Source organism: Nocardia sp. NPDC058633, assembly GCF_042717045.1.
Taxonomy (GTDB): Bacteria; Actinomycetota; Actinomycetes; order Mycobacteriales; family Mycobacteriaceae; genus Nocardia.
In genome coordinates this window covers 49,413-66,092 of the sequence record NZ_JBHXRA010000013.1, presented here as the reverse complement: position 1 = coordinate 66,092, position 16,680 = coordinate 49,413, and the positions used below count along the sequence as shown (strand labels likewise).

General features: G+C 67.1%; 18 protein-coding genes. 7 read left to right on the top strand and 11 right to left on the bottom strand.

Going from position 1 to position 16,680, the window contains the following annotated elements; all coding sequences use genetic code 11:
• The first annotated feature begins 70 nt into the window (after positions 1-70).
• Complete coding sequence (locus ACFWUR_RS18500; RefSeq protein WP_378908350.1) at positions 71-1,453, top strand: cystathionine beta-synthase; 1,383 nt, start codon at positions 71-73, stop codon at positions 1,451-1,453.
• Here ACFWUR_RS18500 and ACFWUR_RS18495 read toward each other — a convergent pair.
• Positions 1,421-2,392, bottom strand: a complete 972-nt coding sequence (locus ACFWUR_RS18495) for a LysR substrate-binding domain-containing protein (protein WP_378908349.1) — start codon at positions 2,390-2,392, stop codon at positions 1,421-1,423. The two genes, ACFWUR_RS18500 and ACFWUR_RS18495, sit on opposite strands and share 33 nt — an antisense overlap.
• 158 nt (positions 2,393-2,550) lie before the next feature.
• Here ACFWUR_RS18495 and ACFWUR_RS18490 point away from each other — a divergent pair, with 158 nt between their 5' ends.
• A complete protein-coding gene (locus ACFWUR_RS18490) occupies positions 2,551-3,798 on the top strand; it encodes a Glu/Leu/Phe/Val dehydrogenase dimerization domain-containing protein (protein ID WP_378908538.1) in 1,248 nt (415 codons plus the stop codon).
• A 109-nt stretch (positions 3,799-3,907) separates the two neighbouring features.
• Here the strand turns inward: ACFWUR_RS18490 and erm are convergent, their stop codons facing one another.
• The 3 genes from erm to ACFWUR_RS18475 all read right to left on the bottom strand — a co-directional run bounded on the left by erm (position 3,908) and on the right by ACFWUR_RS18475 (position 6,804).
• Positions 3,908-4,732: an ErmE/ErmH/ErmO/ErmR family 23S rRNA (adenine(2058)-N(6))-methyltransferase gene (erm, locus tag ACFWUR_RS18485; RefSeq protein ID WP_378908347.1), complete on the bottom strand. Its 825-nt coding sequence runs from the start codon at positions 4,730-4,732 to the stop codon at positions 3,908-3,910.
• Between the two features lie 249 nt (positions 4,733-4,981).
• Complete coding sequence (locus ACFWUR_RS18480; protein WP_378908346.1) at positions 4,982-6,157, bottom strand: NAD(P)-binding protein; 1,176 nt, start codon at positions 6,155-6,157, stop codon at positions 4,982-4,984.
• On the bottom strand, positions 6,154-6,804 hold the full coding sequence (locus ACFWUR_RS18475) for a TetR/AcrR family transcriptional regulator (protein ID WP_378908537.1): 651 nt from the start codon (positions 6,802-6,804) through the stop codon (positions 6,154-6,156). The genes ACFWUR_RS18480 and ACFWUR_RS18475 overlap by 4 nt, the downstream gene beginning before the upstream one ends.
• A gap of 215 nt (positions 6,805-7,019) precedes the next feature.
• Between ACFWUR_RS18475 and ACFWUR_RS18470 the strand changes: the two genes are divergently transcribed.
• On the top strand, positions 7,020-7,865 hold the full coding sequence (locus ACFWUR_RS18470; protein WP_378908345.1) for a hypothetical protein: 846 nt from the start codon (positions 7,020-7,022) through the stop codon (positions 7,863-7,865).
• A 64-nt stretch (positions 7,866-7,929) separates the two neighbouring features.
• On the opposite strand, the gene ACFWUR_RS18465 is transcribed toward ACFWUR_RS18470, so the two are convergent.
• Positions 7,930-8,274 carry a DUF6401 family natural product biosynthesis protein gene (locus tag ACFWUR_RS18465; RefSeq protein WP_378908344.1) on the bottom strand — a complete coding sequence of 115 codons (345 nt, stop codon included), beginning with the start codon at positions 8,272-8,274 and terminating at the stop codon, positions 7,930-7,932.
• Between the two features lie 217 nt (positions 8,275-8,491).
• On the opposite strand from ACFWUR_RS18465, the gene ACFWUR_RS18460 reads away from it, so the two are divergent.
• A complete protein-coding gene (locus ACFWUR_RS18460) occupies positions 8,492-8,809 on the top strand; it encodes a hypothetical protein (protein WP_378908342.1) in 318 nt (105 codons plus the stop codon).
• Between the two features lies 1 nt (position 8,810).
• Here the strand turns inward: ACFWUR_RS18460 and ACFWUR_RS18455 are convergent, their stop codons facing one another.
• The gene (locus tag ACFWUR_RS18455; protein ID WP_378908341.1) at positions 8,811-9,992 is read right to left on the bottom strand and encodes an acyl-CoA dehydrogenase family protein; all 1,182 of its coding nucleotides are present in this window, start codon (positions 9,990-9,992) and stop codon (positions 8,811-8,813) included.
• Between the two features lie 99 nt (positions 9,993-10,091).
• On the opposite strand from ACFWUR_RS18455, the gene ACFWUR_RS18450 reads away from it, so the two are divergent.
• Positions 10,092-11,234 (top strand): cystathionine gamma-synthase, encoded by a 1,143-nt coding sequence (locus tag ACFWUR_RS18450; RefSeq protein WP_378908339.1) that lies wholly within the window; start codon positions 10,092-10,094, stop codon positions 11,232-11,234.
• 97 nt (positions 11,235-11,331) lie between these two features.
• Here ACFWUR_RS18450 and greA read toward each other — a convergent pair whose 3' ends face one another.
• Together greA and ACFWUR_RS18440 are read right to left on the bottom strand one after the other, a co-directional pair.
• Entirely contained in the window at positions 11,332-11,823 is a 492-nt protein-coding gene (gene greA / locus ACFWUR_RS18445; protein ID WP_378908338.1) for a transcription elongation factor GreA, read from the bottom strand.
• A gap of 318 nt (positions 11,824-12,141) precedes the next feature.
• Positions 12,142-12,606 carry a DUF4307 domain-containing protein gene (locus ACFWUR_RS18440; RefSeq protein ID WP_378908337.1) on the bottom strand — a complete coding sequence of 155 codons (465 nt, stop codon included), beginning with the start codon at positions 12,604-12,606 and terminating at the stop codon, positions 12,142-12,144.
• 120 nt (positions 12,607-12,726) lie between these two features.
• Here ACFWUR_RS18440 and mca point away from each other — a divergent pair, with 120 nt between their 5' ends.
• Both mca and ACFWUR_RS18430 read left to right on the top strand, forming a co-directional pair.
• A complete protein-coding gene (gene mca, locus ACFWUR_RS18435; RefSeq protein ID WP_378908335.1) occupies positions 12,727-13,593 on the top strand; it encodes a mycothiol conjugate amidase Mca in 867 nt (288 codons plus the stop codon).
• Positions 13,593-13,847 (top strand): hypothetical protein, encoded by a 255-nt coding sequence (locus tag ACFWUR_RS18430; RefSeq protein WP_378908535.1) that lies wholly within the window; start codon positions 13,593-13,595, stop codon positions 13,845-13,847. Before mca ends, ACFWUR_RS18430 begins: the two co-directional genes overlap by 1 nt.
• On the opposite strand, the gene ACFWUR_RS18425 is transcribed toward ACFWUR_RS18430, so the two are convergent.
• From ACFWUR_RS18425 to ACFWUR_RS18415, 3 genes are all read right to left on the bottom strand, one after another.
• A complete protein-coding gene (locus tag ACFWUR_RS18425; protein ID WP_378908334.1) occupies positions 13,844-14,050 on the bottom strand; it encodes a hypothetical protein in 207 nt (68 codons plus the stop codon). The genes ACFWUR_RS18430 and ACFWUR_RS18425 overlap by 4 nt on opposite strands.
• Before the next feature lie 64 nt (positions 14,051-14,114).
• The gene (locus tag ACFWUR_RS18420; RefSeq protein WP_378908333.1) at positions 14,115-14,513 is read right to left on the bottom strand and encodes an NUDIX domain-containing protein; all 399 of its coding nucleotides are present in this window, start codon (positions 14,511-14,513) and stop codon (positions 14,115-14,117) included.
• Between the two features lie 61 nt (positions 14,514-14,574).
• Positions 14,575-16,647 (bottom strand): phosphocholine-specific phospholipase C, encoded by a 2,073-nt coding sequence (locus ACFWUR_RS18415; protein ID WP_378908331.1) that lies wholly within the window; start codon positions 16,645-16,647, stop codon positions 14,575-14,577.
• Between the last annotated feature and the right edge of the window lie 33 nt (positions 16,648-16,680).

Sequence of the window (16,680 nt, the reverse complement as noted above, 5' to 3'; positions counted from 1 at the left end):
GGAGACGTAGGCCCGATTACCAAGTCCGGCGTACCTACGACCGGCACAATACTCGGAGAGGCGGGCCAGTATGCGCATCGCGGATCATGTGGTTGACCTCATCGGCAACACCCCCCTTGTACGGCTGAACTCGGTGGTCGGCCCCAATGCGGGCCTGGTGGCCGCGAAGGTCGAATACCTGAACCCGGGCGGCAGCTCCAAGGACCGGATCGCGGTCAAGATGATCGACGCCGCCGAGCAGGACGGACTGCTGAAGCCGGGTGGCACGATCGTCGAGCCGACCTCGGGCAATACCGGTGTCGGCCTGGCGCTGGTCGCCCAGCAGCGCGGGTACAAGTGCGTGTTCGTCTGCCCGGACAAGGTCAGCGAGGACAAGCGCAACGTGTTGCGTGCCTACGGCGCCGAGGTCGTGGTCTGCCCGACCGCCGTGCCGCCGGAGCACCCCGACAGCTACTACAACGTCTCCGATCGCCTGGTCCGCGAGATCGAGGGCGCCTGGAAGCCCAACCAGTACTCCAACCCGGGCGGCCCCGACAGCCACTACGAGACCACCGGCCCCGAGATCTGGGCCGACACCGAGGGCAAGGTCACCCACTTCGTGGCGGGCGTCGGCACCGGCGGGACCATCTCCGGCACCGGGCGCTACCTCAAAGAGGTCTCCGGCGGCACGGTCGAGATCATCGGCGCCGATCCGGAGGGTTCGGTGTACTCCGGCGGCACCGGTCGCCCGTACCTGGTCGAAGGTGTCGGCGAGGACTTCTGGCCCTCGGCCTACGACGCGTCGATCCCCGACGAGATCATCGCGGTCTCCGACGCGGATTCCTTCGAGATGACCCGGCGCCTCGCCCGCGAGGAAGGACTGCTGGTCGGCGGTTCCTGCGGTATGGCCGTGGTCGCCGCGATCGAGGTCGCCCGCCGCGATCCCGACGCCGTCGTGGTGGTGCTGCTGCCCGACGGTGGTCGCGGTTACCTGTCGAAGATCTTCAACGACAAGTGGATGAGCTCCTACGGTTTCCTCCAGACGCCCCTGGAATCGGGCCCCGAACCGCTGGTCGGCGACGTGCTGCGCGGCAAGTCAGGCGCCCTGCCCGACCTGGTGCACACCCACCCGTCGGAGACCCTGCGCGACGCCATCGAGATCCTGCGCGAATACGGCGTCTCCCAGATGCCCGTCGTCGGCGCCGAGCCGCCGGTCATGGCCGGCGAGGTCGCGGGCAGCGTCACCGAGCGCGACCTGCTCTCGGCCGTCTTCGAAGGCCGCGCCAACCTCACCGACTCCGTCGCCCAGCACATGAGCCCGTCGTTCCCGCTGATCGGCGCCGGAGAGCCCCTCTCCACCGCCACCAAGGCCCTGTCGGATTCCGATGCCCTGATGGTCGTCGAAGACGGTAAGCCTGTCGGCGTGATCACCCGCCACGACCTACTCGGTTTCCTGAGCACCGGCGCCATCTGAGGCCAGATGGGTGACGGGCGCGGTACGGATCTCGGCGCCGAGTCCCTTCTGCGCCGCGGCGGTCCGGATCGCGTCCACCACCAGTAGCAGCGCGGCTCGGCCCGCCGAGTTGGTGCGGTAGGCCAGCGATACCGTCCGGGTGAGGCCGTCACCGAGCGCGACGATGTCCACCCCGGGCGGGCGCAACGCCAAACCCAGATCCGATACGAGTGTGACGCCGAGTCCGGCCGCGACCATCGCCATCGCGGTCACCTGCTCCTCCAACTCGTGGTCGATGCGCGGCCGGAGCCCGGCGGACTGGAATGCCAGCCGCGCCGCGTGCCCGAAATGCGATCGGGCGGGCGCGATGATCCACGGATGCTCGGACAACTCGGCGAGGGTCACGCTCGCCGCGGGCACCGCACCGGCGGGGACGGCGGCGTGGATCCGTTCGACCGCGATGACCTCGCGCTCCAGGCCACGGTCCCAGGTCGTCGGATAGTTCGAGTAGTCGAGCACGAACGACAGGTCGAGCGTGCCGTCACGGACCGCGGCGGCCATCGATTCCGGCGCGAGTTCGGTGGTGCGCACCGAGATTCCCGGGTGTGAGTCGGCGAGGGCGGCGAGCGCGTCGGGGAGCAGGCCGGAGGCCACCGATGCCCACACCCCGGCGGTGATCTTCGCGGTCACCGATCCGCCCGCTTCCTCGAGCGCCTGGGTCGCGCGCTCGACCGCGGCCAGGATCTGCTCGGCGTGCTCGGCGAGCACGATCCCCAGATCGGTGAGCTGCACCCGGCGCCCGCGTCGCTCGAACAGTCGGGTGCCGACGTCGCGTTCGAGTTGTGCGAGCTGTTGAGAAACCGCCGACGCGGTGTAGTGCAGCGCGGCCGCGGCGGCCGTGATCGTGCCGCGCCGGTGCAATTCGCGCAACATCCGCAGGCGGGCCAATGACAGGTCCATGTCTTCGAGCCTAAGCAATGTGCAGAAACCATGAAGGGTGCCGTGAACGAACCGTAAATAGACGCACGGCCAGGGGTGACGCACGCTGGTGCTTACCGGGACGACGGGGTCCACCACGGGCAATCACAACCATGAATGAGGAGGTGGGCACCATGACGATGCTGAACCCTGGTGGGAGCACGCCGCAGGTGACTCCACAGACCGTTCCGGCCGTCCCCACGGCCCCGGCTGTCGGTCCCGCGACCCGTCGTTGCGAACCGTATATGCGTCTGCAGTGGACGGATTCGCTCACCGACGCGGTCGGCTATCTCGTCGTCCACTCCGTGCGCGGCGGTCTCGCCACCGGCGGCACCCGGATGCGAGCCGGTTGCACCATGCGTGAGGTCGAGGATCTGGCGCGCGGCATGGCCAACAAGACCGCCACGTTCGACCTTCCGATCGGCGGCGCCAAGGGCGGGATCGACTTCGATCCGAAGGATCCGCGTGCGGTGGAGGTGCTCGAGCGGTTCTGCGAGGCGATGCGCCCGTGGCTCGACGCGCACTGGGTGACCGCCGAGGACCTGGGGGTCCCGCAGCACCTGATCGACGAGGTCTTCGAAAAGCTCGACCTCGGCCAGAGTTACCACGCCGCGATCCGGCGCTCCGTCGACCCGGCGGCGACGCTGGTGCGGGTGCGCAACGGACTCGACGCCGCGGTCGACGGCGGCTTCCTGCTCGGTGATGTGATCGGTGGTTTCGGTGTCGCGCACGCCTGCCTCGCCGCGGCGGTGCAGTGGGGGCAGTCGCCCGCCGACACGACGGTCGCGATCCAGGGCGTGGGCACGATGGGCGGGGCAGCGGCCTACTACCTGCACGAGGCCGGGATGAAGGTCACCACCGTGGCCGACGCCGCGGGCACGCTGTATCGCGCCGAGGGGCTCGACATTCCGGCGCTGCTGGATCTGCGCGACGGCTACGGCGAGATCGACCGGTCCCGTCTGCCCGAGGGCATCGAGCAGATGCCGCGCAGCGCCGTCATCTCCGCCGACGTCGATATCCTTGTGCCGGCGGCGATCTCGTATGCGATCACGCCGGACAACTCGTTCGACATCCGGGCCCACGTCATCGTCGAAGCCGCGAACGCCGCCACCACCCCCGAAGCCGAAGCGATGCTCGCCGCCCGAGGCGTTCCGGTGCTGCCCGACTTCGTCGCCAACGCGGGTGCGGTGGCCTGGGCGTGGTGGTTGTTGCTCGGCGAAGTCGACGACACCCCGGACACCTCCTTCGACCGGCTCCGCACGACCATGCACGACAAGGTCGCACAGCTGCTGACCGCATGGACCGACGATGGCATCACCCCTCGCGAGATCGGCCACCGCTGGGCCGACGACCCGTCCCCGCTCACCGGGCCGGTCGTCATTCCCTGATCCCGCAAGCGCACTGCTGCGATCAGTTCTGTCGGAGTCGGACCCGGCACAGTGCCGGTCGGTTGCCCGAGGTCGGTGCTGCCGCGGGGAAGGCAGCACCGACTCCCGGTCAGTGGGTGAGCATCGAGTGCAACTCCACCCACTGGTCCGGGTGCACATAGGCGACGACAGCGGTGTGATCGATGCCGGCCGCGGTCAGCGCGTCGTCGACGCCCTGATAGCGGGTGCGCAGGGACGCGCGTACCGTGCCGCCGATGCCGGAGAAACCGGTTCGCACCAGATCGGTGTAGGAATCACGGTGCGCGACAAGAGGTTCCGGTCTACGGGTGATCCGCAGGATCGCCGAGTCGACCGAGGGAATCGGACGGAAGCTGGTGCGGGGTACCTGTCCGCGCAGTTCCCAGGCGAACCATGGCCAGGCTGACACGGTCAGCAGGCTCCAGCGGCCGTAGTCGCCGGTGCGTTTGCGGGCGTATTCACGTTGGGTGAGCAGTGTCGCCGACGTCAGCGCGGGTGCGGTCAGGCACCAGTCGACGATGTCGGCGGTCACCGAGAACGGGATGTTCCCCACCACGGCGAACGGCTCCCTGGGTGCTCGGGCCTTGGTGAAATCGGCACGGACGACACGGATTCCGTCCTCGGAACGCGTGCGCGCCGAGAGTTTGGCCGCGAGCAGCGGATCGATCTCGTACGCGGTGACCTGTGCGCCCCGGCGAGCCAGGGCCTGCGTGAGAATGCCCTCGCCCGCACCGGGTTCGAGGACGGTTCCCGCCGGATCGGCCACCGCCACCATCGAGTCGACGGCGGCACGATCCACCAGAAAGTTCTGGGACAGTGTTCTTCTCGCTCGGTCACGGGCGGTTCGACCGCCACTGCTACCGGTGACCTTGCGCTGGGTGTGTGAGTAGTTTCGGTGTACGTAGTCCTGCGCCACGGCAGTTGCCCCTTCGGGTCTTCGAGTCGACTGTGTCTCGAAGGGCCCTGGGCGCGCCGGTGGACGCCGATGAAGTTATCCGCGTCCGCTAGCGGGCCAGAGCCCGGTTGTGGCGGAGGCGAATGAAGAATTGGCACGACATGCGATCAACTCTAGGAATCGGCGCAACGGCGGGCAAGCGAATTTCGACCGGCAGGGCGTGGATCCGATCGGCACCGCGCCGCAGCGGTGCCGATCGGATCGAGTGCTCTAGACGGACTCGATACGCGAGTGGTTACCGGACACCGCCCGTACCGCCGACGAGGCCGCGGAAATCGCACTGTTGATGGAGATCTCACCGCGCATGCCGGGCGCGGCGACCATGTCGCCGACCAGGTAGACGCCGTCGCCGCGATCGATGGCATGCCGGTCGCGCCAGGTGGTGCCGGGCAGATCGAGTGCTCCGGTGCGACCCTTCGCGGTGGCGGTGCGCCGGAACGTGGTGCGCGAGCGCCAGTCCGGGATGGTGGAGTCGGCGAAGTGTTCCAGTCGCTGGTGGGCCGCGTCGCGGGATTCGTTGTCGCGCACCGGCATCTGGAGTTGGTACAGGGATTCGCCCGCGGGGGCGATGGTGTCGTCCTGCATGGTGTAGCTCTCGTGGAAGCCGCCCTCGTCGAGATCGAAGACCAGACTGCGGTCGCGCCGGTCCTTCGTGACGCCGAGGTCGAGGAGGGCGGCGAAGCCACTGATTCCGTGCAGGGTGTCGTCGCCAAGCAGGCGGCGGGCCGAGTCGAGGTCGGTGGCGACGACAACCGGCCCGCCGGTGGGCAATTCGGTGATCCGCGAGCCGGTCTCGACGCGAACCCCGAGTTCGGTCGCACGGGCGGCCATCCGGTCCATCGTCTGCTGCCAGCCGCCGCGCACCCAGCGCACCGCGGGGACGACGGGGCCGAGTACGCGCTGGAACAGATCCCAGACGAACGCGGCGGAGAGCCTGCCGGTGTTCGCGTCGTAGGTGACCACGCTGATCGCATGGGCGATCTGGGTGGCGGTGCGCTCGTCCCAGCGTTCGGTGGCCCAACTGTGGAAGTCGACGTCGACCGGGGCAGGCAACCACTTGCGTGACTGTGCGCGCAGCATCCCGATCGGCGGCACGCGCCGAATCTCGCCGCCGGTGCGGAAGCCGAGCTTCGTGGCGTCGGCGAGGCCCGGCCGGCCCAGGCCGGCGACGAAGCCTCGCTTCTTCAACCAGGTGTAGTGCGGGCCGTCGGCGTAGAACACGTGGGCGCCGTCATGTGCGATGTGCGGCGGCGGTGTCGCACGGCCCCGTCCGCCGAGCGTCTGGTGTGCCTCGAACAGCCGCACCGGTACGCCGGTTTCGGCGGCGGCGATCGCGGCGGTGAGCCCTGCCAGTCCGCCCCCGACCACGGTGATGGGTGTGTTCATCCTCGGTCCTCTCCCTTGGGATCCGCCCAGTCGAGCCGGGCGGCGATCATCTCCGCGGTGGCCCGCAGGTAGCGATCGGTGTCGACGTCGGCCGGGTGGTCGCCGTCGAAGATGTCGCGCATCATCCAGAAGTGGGCGAGCGCGCCGACCAGCACCGCGGCGGTGGCATCCCAGTCCTGCTCACCTGCTCGGTCATCGGCGAGCTCGACCAGGCCTCGAGTGACCATCGACATCACCACCGCGTATTCCTGGTGCCGAAACACTTCCAATAGTGGACTGGGAATCGAGTTGTCGCGCAACAGGATTCGTGTCACATCGCGGTCGTGGTCCAATCGCGTCAGGCCGATTCGGCACAGCGCGACGAGTCGGTCGACGGTGCCTGCGGTCGGCGCGATCGCCTCGATCACCGTCACCACGGAGAAGGTGGGTGCCAGGAACTGTTCCCAGTCGCCGCGATCCGCCAGCCGGGCGTCCACCGCCCGCACCAGCAACTCTTCCTTGGACTTGAAGTGGCGGTAGAGCGCACCGGATCCGCCGGACAGTCCGGCGGCCCGCTCGATCTGCGCGATCGAGGTCTTGGCGAAGCCCTGTTCCCCGAACAGGCGCAACGCCTCGGTCAGAATGCGCTCCCGCGACGTGGCCGACACCTCACCCTCGCTGTAAGTAACCACTTACTTACTGTGGCTCGAGCGGGTGGTGAGCGCAATACTGCCGCGGTGACGAACCGGTCACCATGCCGCTGACCGGCCGGAAGCAAATTTGTCGCTAATTCCCGGATTCGATGAGTATCGCCTGGGTAAATACCCGTACAGGTGCTTCGGCAATTCAGCCGCACTGATCGGAAAGACCGAAAGGACAGGCCGTGGATACTTCCGTCATTGCGATAGATTTCCAGCAGGGCTTGACCGATGCGTGGAGTTCGGTCGCGCAGTTCGTCCCCAAAGCGGTGGCGTTCATCGTCATCCTTCTCGTCGGCTGGATCATCGCGAAGGTGGTCGCCAAGATCGTGAACGCGGTGCTGGAGCGCGTCGGTTTCGACAAGCTCGTCGAACGCGGCGAACTGCGGAAAATGCTGTCCCGCAGTAAATACGACGCTTCCGACATTATCGCCAAGATCGCCTACTACGCGATTTTGCTGATCGCGCTGCAGATCGGTTTCGCGGTGTTCGGGCCGAACCCGGTCAGCGCGCTGCTCACCAGCATCGTGGCCTGGCTGCCCAAGGCCGTGGTCGCGATCGTGATCGTGGTGATCGCGGCGGCCATCGCCCACGCGGTGAGCGACCTGGTCTCCAATGTGCTCGGCGGGCTGTCCTACGGGACCATGCTCGGCCGGATCGCCGCGGTGTTCATCTGGGGCATCGGCATCATCGCCGCGCTGAACCAGATCGGCGTCGCTACCTCGGTGACCACCCCGATCCTGATCGCCGTGCTCGCCACCATCGGCGGCATCCTGGTGGTCGGTGTGGGAGGCGGCCTGGTCCGGCCCATGGAGCAGCGCTGGAACAACTGGCTCGGCAACCTGGAATCGGAGATGCCGGCGATGAAGGGGCATGCCCAGGCCTACCAGCGTGGCCGCGAGGATGCCGCGCGACAGGGCGAGCAGGTGGCTCCGACGAGCGCGGCCGGGCAGGGGCAGCAGGCGTGGGCCACGCCGGGAGCGAGCTACCCGGAAGGCCGGCCGGGCTGGGGTGGCGAAACCGCTCGATAATCAACCGGCGCCGGCGCCGCGTCACCTTCGGGTGGCGGGGCGCCGTTGTCGTTGTGTGGGTGTGTCAGTCCGCGGCGTACGCGCACACCGCGGCCAGCCGTAGCTGTAACCAGTCGGCCTCGTGCCAGTTGCCGGGCGCGCCGGCGCAGAATCCGTCGGCTCGCTCCGCGAAATGGTCGACGAGCCCGCGCGCATAACCGGCGAGCAGAATGGTGAGGGGTACCCGCGCCGAGTCGTCGACGCCGACGGCGAGAATGTCGCGCACCGCGGCGGCGTGCTGGTCCAGCAGGGCGGACAGCGCGGGCACCGCCGCGGCGACGGCCGCCGCGGGGGCGCCGAACTCGACGTTCAACTGATGCAATTGTCGTTGCGCCGAAAGTTCGAGCAACGCGGGGCCGGGCGCAAACATTACAATATGGTAGCAATCTGTCGATCGTTGTTGAAATCGGATCGGTTTCAAGATCAGCGACACTGCTTGCCCCGATCGGGACCGCGAGGCGCATCCGACGAGATTCGATCGATACGGCGAAGTTGCGCCGAACCGGGCTTCCGATCGCCTCCGAATGGGTATAACCATTGACGAGAAAACTTTCGGCAAACCAGCTCGGCGAGCGAAAGGACCCGCAGTGCAGGTCACCGACCCGGCCGTTCACCTGTTCGGTCTGAGTGCGGTAATCGCCGCCGGCGCAAGATATTCGGCTCGGACGAGGATCGTCGGTGCCTGGTGCCGCTCGCCGTACGCACCGTTGCTCGGTCGCCTGGCCGCCGCGATCATCTGGGGTTGCGGCACCGTGGCAGGCCTGACCGTGCTCGGCATTCCCACAGCCGTCACCGTACCCATCGCGTTGACCGTGCTCACGGTGGTGGTCGCGATGCTGGCCGCGGCCTTCGCGAGCGGCATGATCAGGCCCGCGCCGAAGCCGAGCCTGTCTACGGGCGACTGACCTACCGGAACGCGTTGGCGTCGGTGAGCGCCTTGCCGATGACCAGCTGGTGCACCTCGGCGGTGCCCTCGTAGGTCAACACCGACTCCAGGTTGTTGGCGTGGCGCAACACCGGATAATCGAGGGTGATCCCGTTGGCGCCCAGAATGGTCCGGCATTCGCGGGCGATCTTGATGGCCTCGCGGGTGCTGTTCAGCTTGCCCGCGCTGATCTGTTCGCCGGTGATCTCGTGCCGGTCCTTCAACCGCCCCAGGTGCAGTGCGAGCAACTGGCCCTTGCCGAGTTCGAGCGCCATATCGGCCAGCTTGGCCTGGGTGAGCTGGTAACCCGCGAGCGGCTTGTCGAACACCTCACGGGTACGGGCGTAGTCGATCGCCGCGCTGAGGCAGTCGCGCGCGGCGCCGAGCGCACCGAAGATGATGCCGAAGCGCGCCTCGCTCAAACAGGCCAGCGGTGAACCGAGCCCGCGCGATTCGGGCAGCACGGCATCGGCGGGCAGGCGGACGTCGTCGAAGTCCAGTGCGGCGGTGATCGATGCCCGCAGCGACAGCTTGCGATGGATCTCGCGGGTCGTGAAACCCGGTGTGCCCGAGGGCACCAGGAAGCCACGCACCCGTGGCTTGTCCGCGCCGGGCTCCTCCGCGTAGGCCCAGACGACGGCGATGTCGGCCACCGATCCGTTGGTGATCCACATCTTGGACCCGTTCAGGATCCAGTCGTCACCGTCGCGGCGCGCGCGGGTGCGCATCCCGCCGGGGTTGGACCCGAAGTCGGGTTCGGTGAGCCCGAAGCACCCGATCACCTCACCGGCCGCCATCGCGGGTAGGTACTGCTGCTTCTGCTGCTCGGACCCGAAGAAATGAACGGCCGCCATGGCCAGGGAGCCCTGCACCGACACCATGCTGCGCACCCCGGAGTCGATGGCTTCCAATTCCTGGCAGGCCAGGCCGTACGCGGTCGCCGATGCGCCCGCGCAGCCGTAACCCTCGAGGTGCATGCCGAGCAATCCGAGCTTGCCCAGCTCCGGTGCGATCTCGCGGACCGGGAACGTGCCTTCCTCGAACCAGTCCGCGAGGTGCGGTCGCAGCCTGCGTTCCCCGAATCGCGCCACCGTGTCGCGGATTTCGCGCTCCTCCTGCGACAGCAACGGATCGATGGCGAACAACTCTTCGACGGTGACCATGGCGTGAGCTTAACCGCAGTACCAGACCCGAAACCGACAGTTCGACCATGTCGAGAACCCCTGCGAACGCAACCCGAACCGGCCAACTAGTCTGGGGCAATGAGTGAGCTGGGATTCTCCACCAGGGCCGTGCACGCCGGATACGAACCCGATCCTCAGACCGGTGCGGTCAACGTGCCCATCTACGCGAGCTCGACCTTCGCCCAGGACGGTGTCGGCGGGATGCGCGGGGGTTACGAGTACGCGCGCACCGGCAACCCCACGCGCACCGCACTCGAAGCCAATCTCGCGGCGCTCGAATCGGGCAGCTACGGGCGCGCCTTCGCCTCGGGCATGGCCGCCACCGATTGCGCGCTGCGCGCCATGCTGCGCCCCGGCGACCACATCGTCATCCCCGACGATGCCTACGGCGGCACCTTCCGGCTCATCGACAAGGTTTTCAGCCAGTGGGGCATCGAGCACTCGCCCGCCCACATCGCCGACCTCGACGCGGTGCGCGCGGCCATCCGGCCCAACACCAAGCTGGTGTGGATCGAGACACCGACCAACCCGCTGCTGAGCATCGGTGACATCCCCGCGCTCGCCGACATCGCCCACGAGGCCGATGCGAAGCTGGTCGTGGACAACACCTTCGCCACCCCGTACCTGCAGCAGCCTCTGCTGCTCGGCGCCGACGTGGTCCTGCACTCGACCACCAAGTACATCGGCGGTCACTCCGATGTCGTCGGCGGTGCGCTGATCACCGACAGCGCCGACCTCGACAAGGACTTCGCCTTCCTGCAGAACGGCGCGGGCGCGGTCCCCGGTCCGTTCGACGCCTTCCTCACGATGCGTGGCATCAAGACCTTGGCCGTGCGGATGGAGAAGCACTGTGACAACGCCGAGGTGATCGCGGCGTTCCTGACCAACCATCCGGCCATCTCGCAGGTCATCTACCCCGGTTTGCCCACGCACCCCGGCTACGAGATCGCGCAGAAGCAGATGCGTCGCAGCGGTGGCATGATCTCGGTGCGCTTGGCCGGCGGCCGGGAAGCGGCGCTGAAGTTCTGCTCGCGGACCGAGATCTTCACGCTGGCCGAATCGCTGGGCGGGGTGGAATCGCTGATCGAACACCCCGGCGCGATGACCCACGCGAGCACCGAGGGTTCGGCCCTGGAAGTGCCCGCCGACCTGGTCCGGCTCTCGGTCGGCATCGAGGACATCAGTGATCTCCTGGCAGACGTCGAGCAGGCGTTGAGCTGAGCGGGCCCGAGCTGAGCGGGAACACCCACAGATGACGAAGCGGCCGCATCCGGATTCCGGATGCGGCCGCTTGCGTTCGGGTTCTCGAACTACGGGTTCAGCTGTGGTACGGCTCCGCGCTGACCAGCGTCACCTTCATGGTGTTGCCGTTGGGGAGTGTGTACTCGCGGGTCTCGCCCACCTTGGCGTCGATCAGCGCGCCGCCCAGCGGCGAGTTCGGCGAGTAGGCCTCGAGGCCGGTGGCGCCGAGTCCTTCCTCGCGGGTCGCGATCAGGAAGGTCTCGGTATCGCCGTCGTCGCCGTCGTAGTAGACCGTGACGACCGAACCCGGCAGGGCCACACCGGATTTGGTGGGGGCGACGCCGACCTTGGCGTTGTTCAGCAGTTCCTGCAGCTGGCGGATCCGCGCCTCCTGCTGACCCTGCTCTTCACGCGCGGCGTGGTAGCCACCGTTCTCCTTGAGGTCGCCCTCTTCGCGGCGCTCGTTGATCTCGGCGGCAATGACCGGACGATTGGCGATGAGCGAGTCCAACTCGCCCTTGAGCCTGTCGTGCGACTCCTGGGTAAGCCAGGTCACATTCTCGGTCATCTCGATCACTCCCTAGTAGTTGTTCCCGGCGCACCGGGATTCCCTGAAACCGGCGCGACTCCTCCCGAAGGAGGACATGCACCAGCCCGACGGCTGGAGCGATCCTGGGGTGAACCCGATACCCACAAACACCGCTGGCCGCCAATGCAGCAAACACGGCTCCGAACCCCGGAACCGTGTATCAGACCATTTTAGCATGTCTCACAAAAATGCAGGTCAGGCTAGTCAGGCGGGCAATTCGATGCTTGCCCACCCGGCGCTGGTGCGCTTGCCTACCCGGCGCTGGTGCGCTTGCCCACCCGGCGCCGGTGCGCTTGCCTACCCGGCGCTGGGGCGCAGGTACCCAGGAATCTGGTCGCTGCAACCATAAATGTCGCCCGCCGAAGCGCGTGCCGATGACTTGACCGTAGTGCTCACCAGCACGCTGGTCGAATCCGAGCCGGGGACGAGTACTTCGCGCCGTCCCACCTCGACGAGGTCTCGATCCATTGCCCGCACGAAGCAGACCACGGCCTGCTGCGGGTCGTCGCGGGTCACCTTGATCCGCATTTCCAGGGTGGCGTCGTCGACGACCACGTAGCCCAGCTGTTCGGTCTCGACCGCATTCGGGCCGTACTGCTGGAAGCCGAGATAGGCCACCGCCAAGCCCGCGACAACGACGCCGACACCGAGCACAACCATCAGCCAAAGGCGACGCGCAGGTCGTTTCGTGCCGTATCGATCGGCGTGTCGCGCTGCTGCGGCGGCCGAGGTCGCGGCGGAGTCCGGTGCGGGCTCGGTCATCGGTTTCGCGCTCCCGGGGGTGGTCGGAACAAACAGGGGGTCGGATGGAACTATAGGTAACGACATCTGACACCCGCGAGCGAGAGCGACGGTGAACGAGAAGTGAGTGGCCTTCGCCTCATGGCAGTGCACGCCCACCCCGACGACGAATCGAGCAAGGGCGCCGCGACGACCGCCAGGTATGCCGCCGAGGGCGTCGAGGTGCTCGTCGTGACATTGACCGGCGGCGAGCGCGGCAGCATCCTGAACCCGGCCATGGACACCCCCGGGGTGCTGGACCGGATCAACGAGGTCCGGCGCGAGGAGATGGCCGCGGCCGCCCACGCGCTCGGTGTGCGTCAGCACTGGCTGGGCTTCGTCGACTCGGGCCTGCCCGAGGGCGACCCGCTGCCGCCGCTGCCCGAGGGCTGCTTCGCGCTGGTGCCCCTGGAGGAGTCCACCGAGGCGCTGGTGCGCGTGATCCGCGAGTTCAAGCCGCAGGTGATCACCACCTACGACGAGAACGGTGGCTACCCGCACCCGGACCACATCCGCTGCCACGAGGTGTCGATGGCCGCCTACGAGACGGCGGGCGATCCGACGAAGTTCCCCGACGCGGGCGAGCCGTGGACGCCGCTCAAGCTGTACTACGACCACGGTTTCAGCATGAAACGCCTGGAGACCTTCGCCGCGGAGTACGAGCGCGTCGGCGAACCGTTTCCGCTCCAGGAATGGCTGGACCGAATGCGGCAGCACATGCAGGCGCGCGGCGACATCATGGGCCGGGTCACCACCCAGATCGAATGCTCGAAATACTTCCCCCAGCGCGATGACGCCCTGCGCGCTCACGCCACCCAGATCGATCCCAACGGCGCGTTCTTCGCGATTCCGTTGGAGATGCAGCAGCGGCTCTGGCCGACTGAGGAGTTCGAATTGGCCAAGACGAGAGTGTCCACCGCTATCCCGGAGACCGACCTGTTCGCCGGCATCGAGGACACCGACCGGTGATGTTGGTCTACCTCGCACAGCAACCCACCGGACCCGAGTTCGGCAAGGCGTCCCCGCTCGGCCTGCTGGTCATCTTGATCCTGCTGGCAGGCACGGTGCTGCTGGTCCGCTCGATGAACAAGCATCTCAAGGGCCTGCCCGAAACGTTCGAGCCCGAGCATCCGGAACCGGATCAGAAGGCCGACGACGGCACCGAGCCCGGCGTGATCACCGTCGACGAAGAAGCCGCCGACCCGCCGAAGCCGAGCGGTTAGCCTGCTTGGGCGAGATCGGTGACGAGCTCGCCCACAAGATCACGCGCGGTCGTGGCGTGCTCGGCCAGCGATCGCGGCGCGCCGTTCGCGCTCAGTTCGATCAAGGTGTTCATGAGACCGAACACCACGACGAGCCGGCGCAGAGCCGCGCGGCGTTCGGACACGGTCATCTGGGCGGGCATGGTCTTCGGGGTGCTCTTCACAGGTATGGGATCGTCGGGCCGCGTCGGTTCGTTTCTGCCGACATCGAATCGACGCAGTAGCGGACTACCAGTCGATGAGGTCGAGCTCGTGCAGGCGCCGGAACACCATCATCGAGCCGGGCGCGACGTGTTCCATCGCGGCGTATTCACTGACGGTGAAGTACCGGAATTCGGCGATTTCGCCGGTGGCGTGTGGTTCTCCGGTGAGTTCGGCGCGGAAACAGGTCATGTGTAGGCCGGTGTTCCTCCGGTGCCCGAACGCCTCCGCTTCGAAGACGCCGAACTCGGCGACGGCGTCGAGGCCGACGCCGAGTTCTTCCTCGATCTCGCGATGGAGCGCCTGTAAAGGGGTCTCGCCGGGGTCGATCTTGCCGCCCGCCATGTAGAAGACATCCTTGCCTTCGGGACGTGTCTGGATCAGCCTGCGGTCGCGGACATGGGCGAGGGCGGCGGTGCGGATCATGGGAATCACTCTATTGAGCGAACGGCTCCGGCTCACCTCGAACCGAACGTGGGCAATGTCGCTAACCAGTGATGCCGGTCTTCCCGTTTTCGATGTAGCCCCGGAACACTCGCACGAAGCTGGGGTCGCTGCTCACCGTCGCCGTCAGGTCGTACCAGCGTTTGCCGTACCAGGCGGCGTGGAAGATGTCGCGGGTCTGGGCGCCCGGTTCCACCTTGTACGTCCACGGGCCATCCGTGCGGTAGCGGTTGGGCTTGACGGTGAAGGTGACGGCGCTGGTTCCCTTGTTGGTGAGGGTCAGCCAGATGACACCGTCCTCGTCCGTAGCCACCTGCGAGGTGACGTCGACAGTGGCGGCGGGCCCGGTGAGCGTGCCGGCGGCTCGGCGGGCGAAACCGTTGGGGCCGTAGCAGGTGAGGTCGTATCGTCCGGCGCCGTAGGTGATCACGTCGAAGTCGTCGGTGACCGTTCGGCCGGGCGCGACGTCGAAATGCCATGGCCCGTCGGTGCGTTCGGCATTGACGAACACGGCGTAGTGCGTTGTCTTCGTGCCCCCGTTGCGCATCGTGAATCGGACCTTGCCGATGTCCTTGTGCTGGGTGGCGTCGGCGTCGGCCTGGTAGGGCAGCGGCCGTGCGGGTTTGGTGCCCGACTCCTGAGGCGGCAGCAACTGTGGTTGCGGGGGTGTGGGTTTGGTGGGTCCGCTGCCCGCGGTCGGCGTGGGCCGGGCGAACGAGGGATAGGGGTTGGAGGTCGTCGTGTCGAGCGTGGCGGTGAGGTCGCCACACACCGATCGCCGCCAGTTGCTGATGTTGGTTTCCTCGACGCCGGTGACCCGTTCCAGGAACTGCAGGACCGAGGTGTGGTCGAACAGTTGTGAACACACGTTGCCGCCGCGACTCCACGGCGAGACGACGGTCATCGGAACCCGTGCGCCGAGTCCGATCGGCACGCCGTTGACGTACTCGCTGGTTTCCGAAGCCGGTGGGATCGGCGGCGGAACGTGGTCGAAGTAGCCGTCGTTCTCGTCGTAGTTGAGCAGGAATACTGTTTTGTTCCAGACGGATTCGTTGGCCGCGAGGGCATCGAGTACCTGCCAGACCAGTTCCGAACCGGTGCTGGGTCCGTCGGAGGCCGGGTGCTCGCACTGGTTGGTCGGAGCCAGGATCCACGACACCGTGGGTAGCTTGCCTGTCGTGACCGCGGTCCGGAAACTGGCGGCGACCTGCCCGGTGTCCACCCGGTTCAGGCCGCGGTCGAACAGGGCGCGATCAGCGGGGGAGAGTTTGTTCGCCTCCGCTCTCATAGCGTTGAGCAGGGTGGTGCGTTCCGCGCTCGCGGCGGCGCGCACCTTGCCGTAGAAGGAATTCATGCTCTGGTAGCCGAGCGGTGCCACGACCTTGCGCGCCACGGCTTTGAAGGTGGTGAAGAACTCGACGTTGTTGTTCTGGAAGTTGTCCCACTCCTGGAAGACCTGCCAGGAAACTCCGGCCGATTGCAGTCGTTCGGGGTAGGTCCTCCAGGTGTAGCCGGTGTGGCTGTCCTCGGAGTATGCGGCGTTGCCGATGGCCCGGGAACCGTCCGGTTCGTTGCCGATCATTCCGCTGATGTGGTAGCTGCGGTTCGGTGCGGTGGAGCCGATCACCGAGCTGTGGTAGGCATCGCAGACGGTGAAGGCATCGGCGAGCTGGTAGTAGAACGGAATGTCGTTGCGGTTGTAGTGGCACATGGTGTGGGCGCCCTTGGCCGGGACCCAGTTGTCCCATTTGCCCTTGTTCCAGGCTTGATGGCCGTCGTTCCAATAGTGCGGAGTGCCTGCGAGTTTGTGGCTGTCGGTCTTGTAGGGCAGCACGTAACCGCCGGATCCGTCGGGTTGGTGGAACACGGATTTCCCGTTGGCCCGCAGCTGCACGGCGTTCGGGTCGGCGAACCCGCGCACGCCCTTCGCCGAGCCGAAGTAGTGATCGAAGGAGCGGTTCTCCTGCATGAAGATCACCACGTGCTCCACGACCTCCAGGCCGCCGGTGGGCGCGGGCGCGGCCAGTGCGCGCATGAGGCTCGGGGGTAGCAGGGAGAACGCGGCGGCAGCCCCACCGACGGTGGCTGCGGAGGTCAGAAACTTTCGACGGTCCATACCGAACTTCCTGTGCGTATAACACTGTTATGG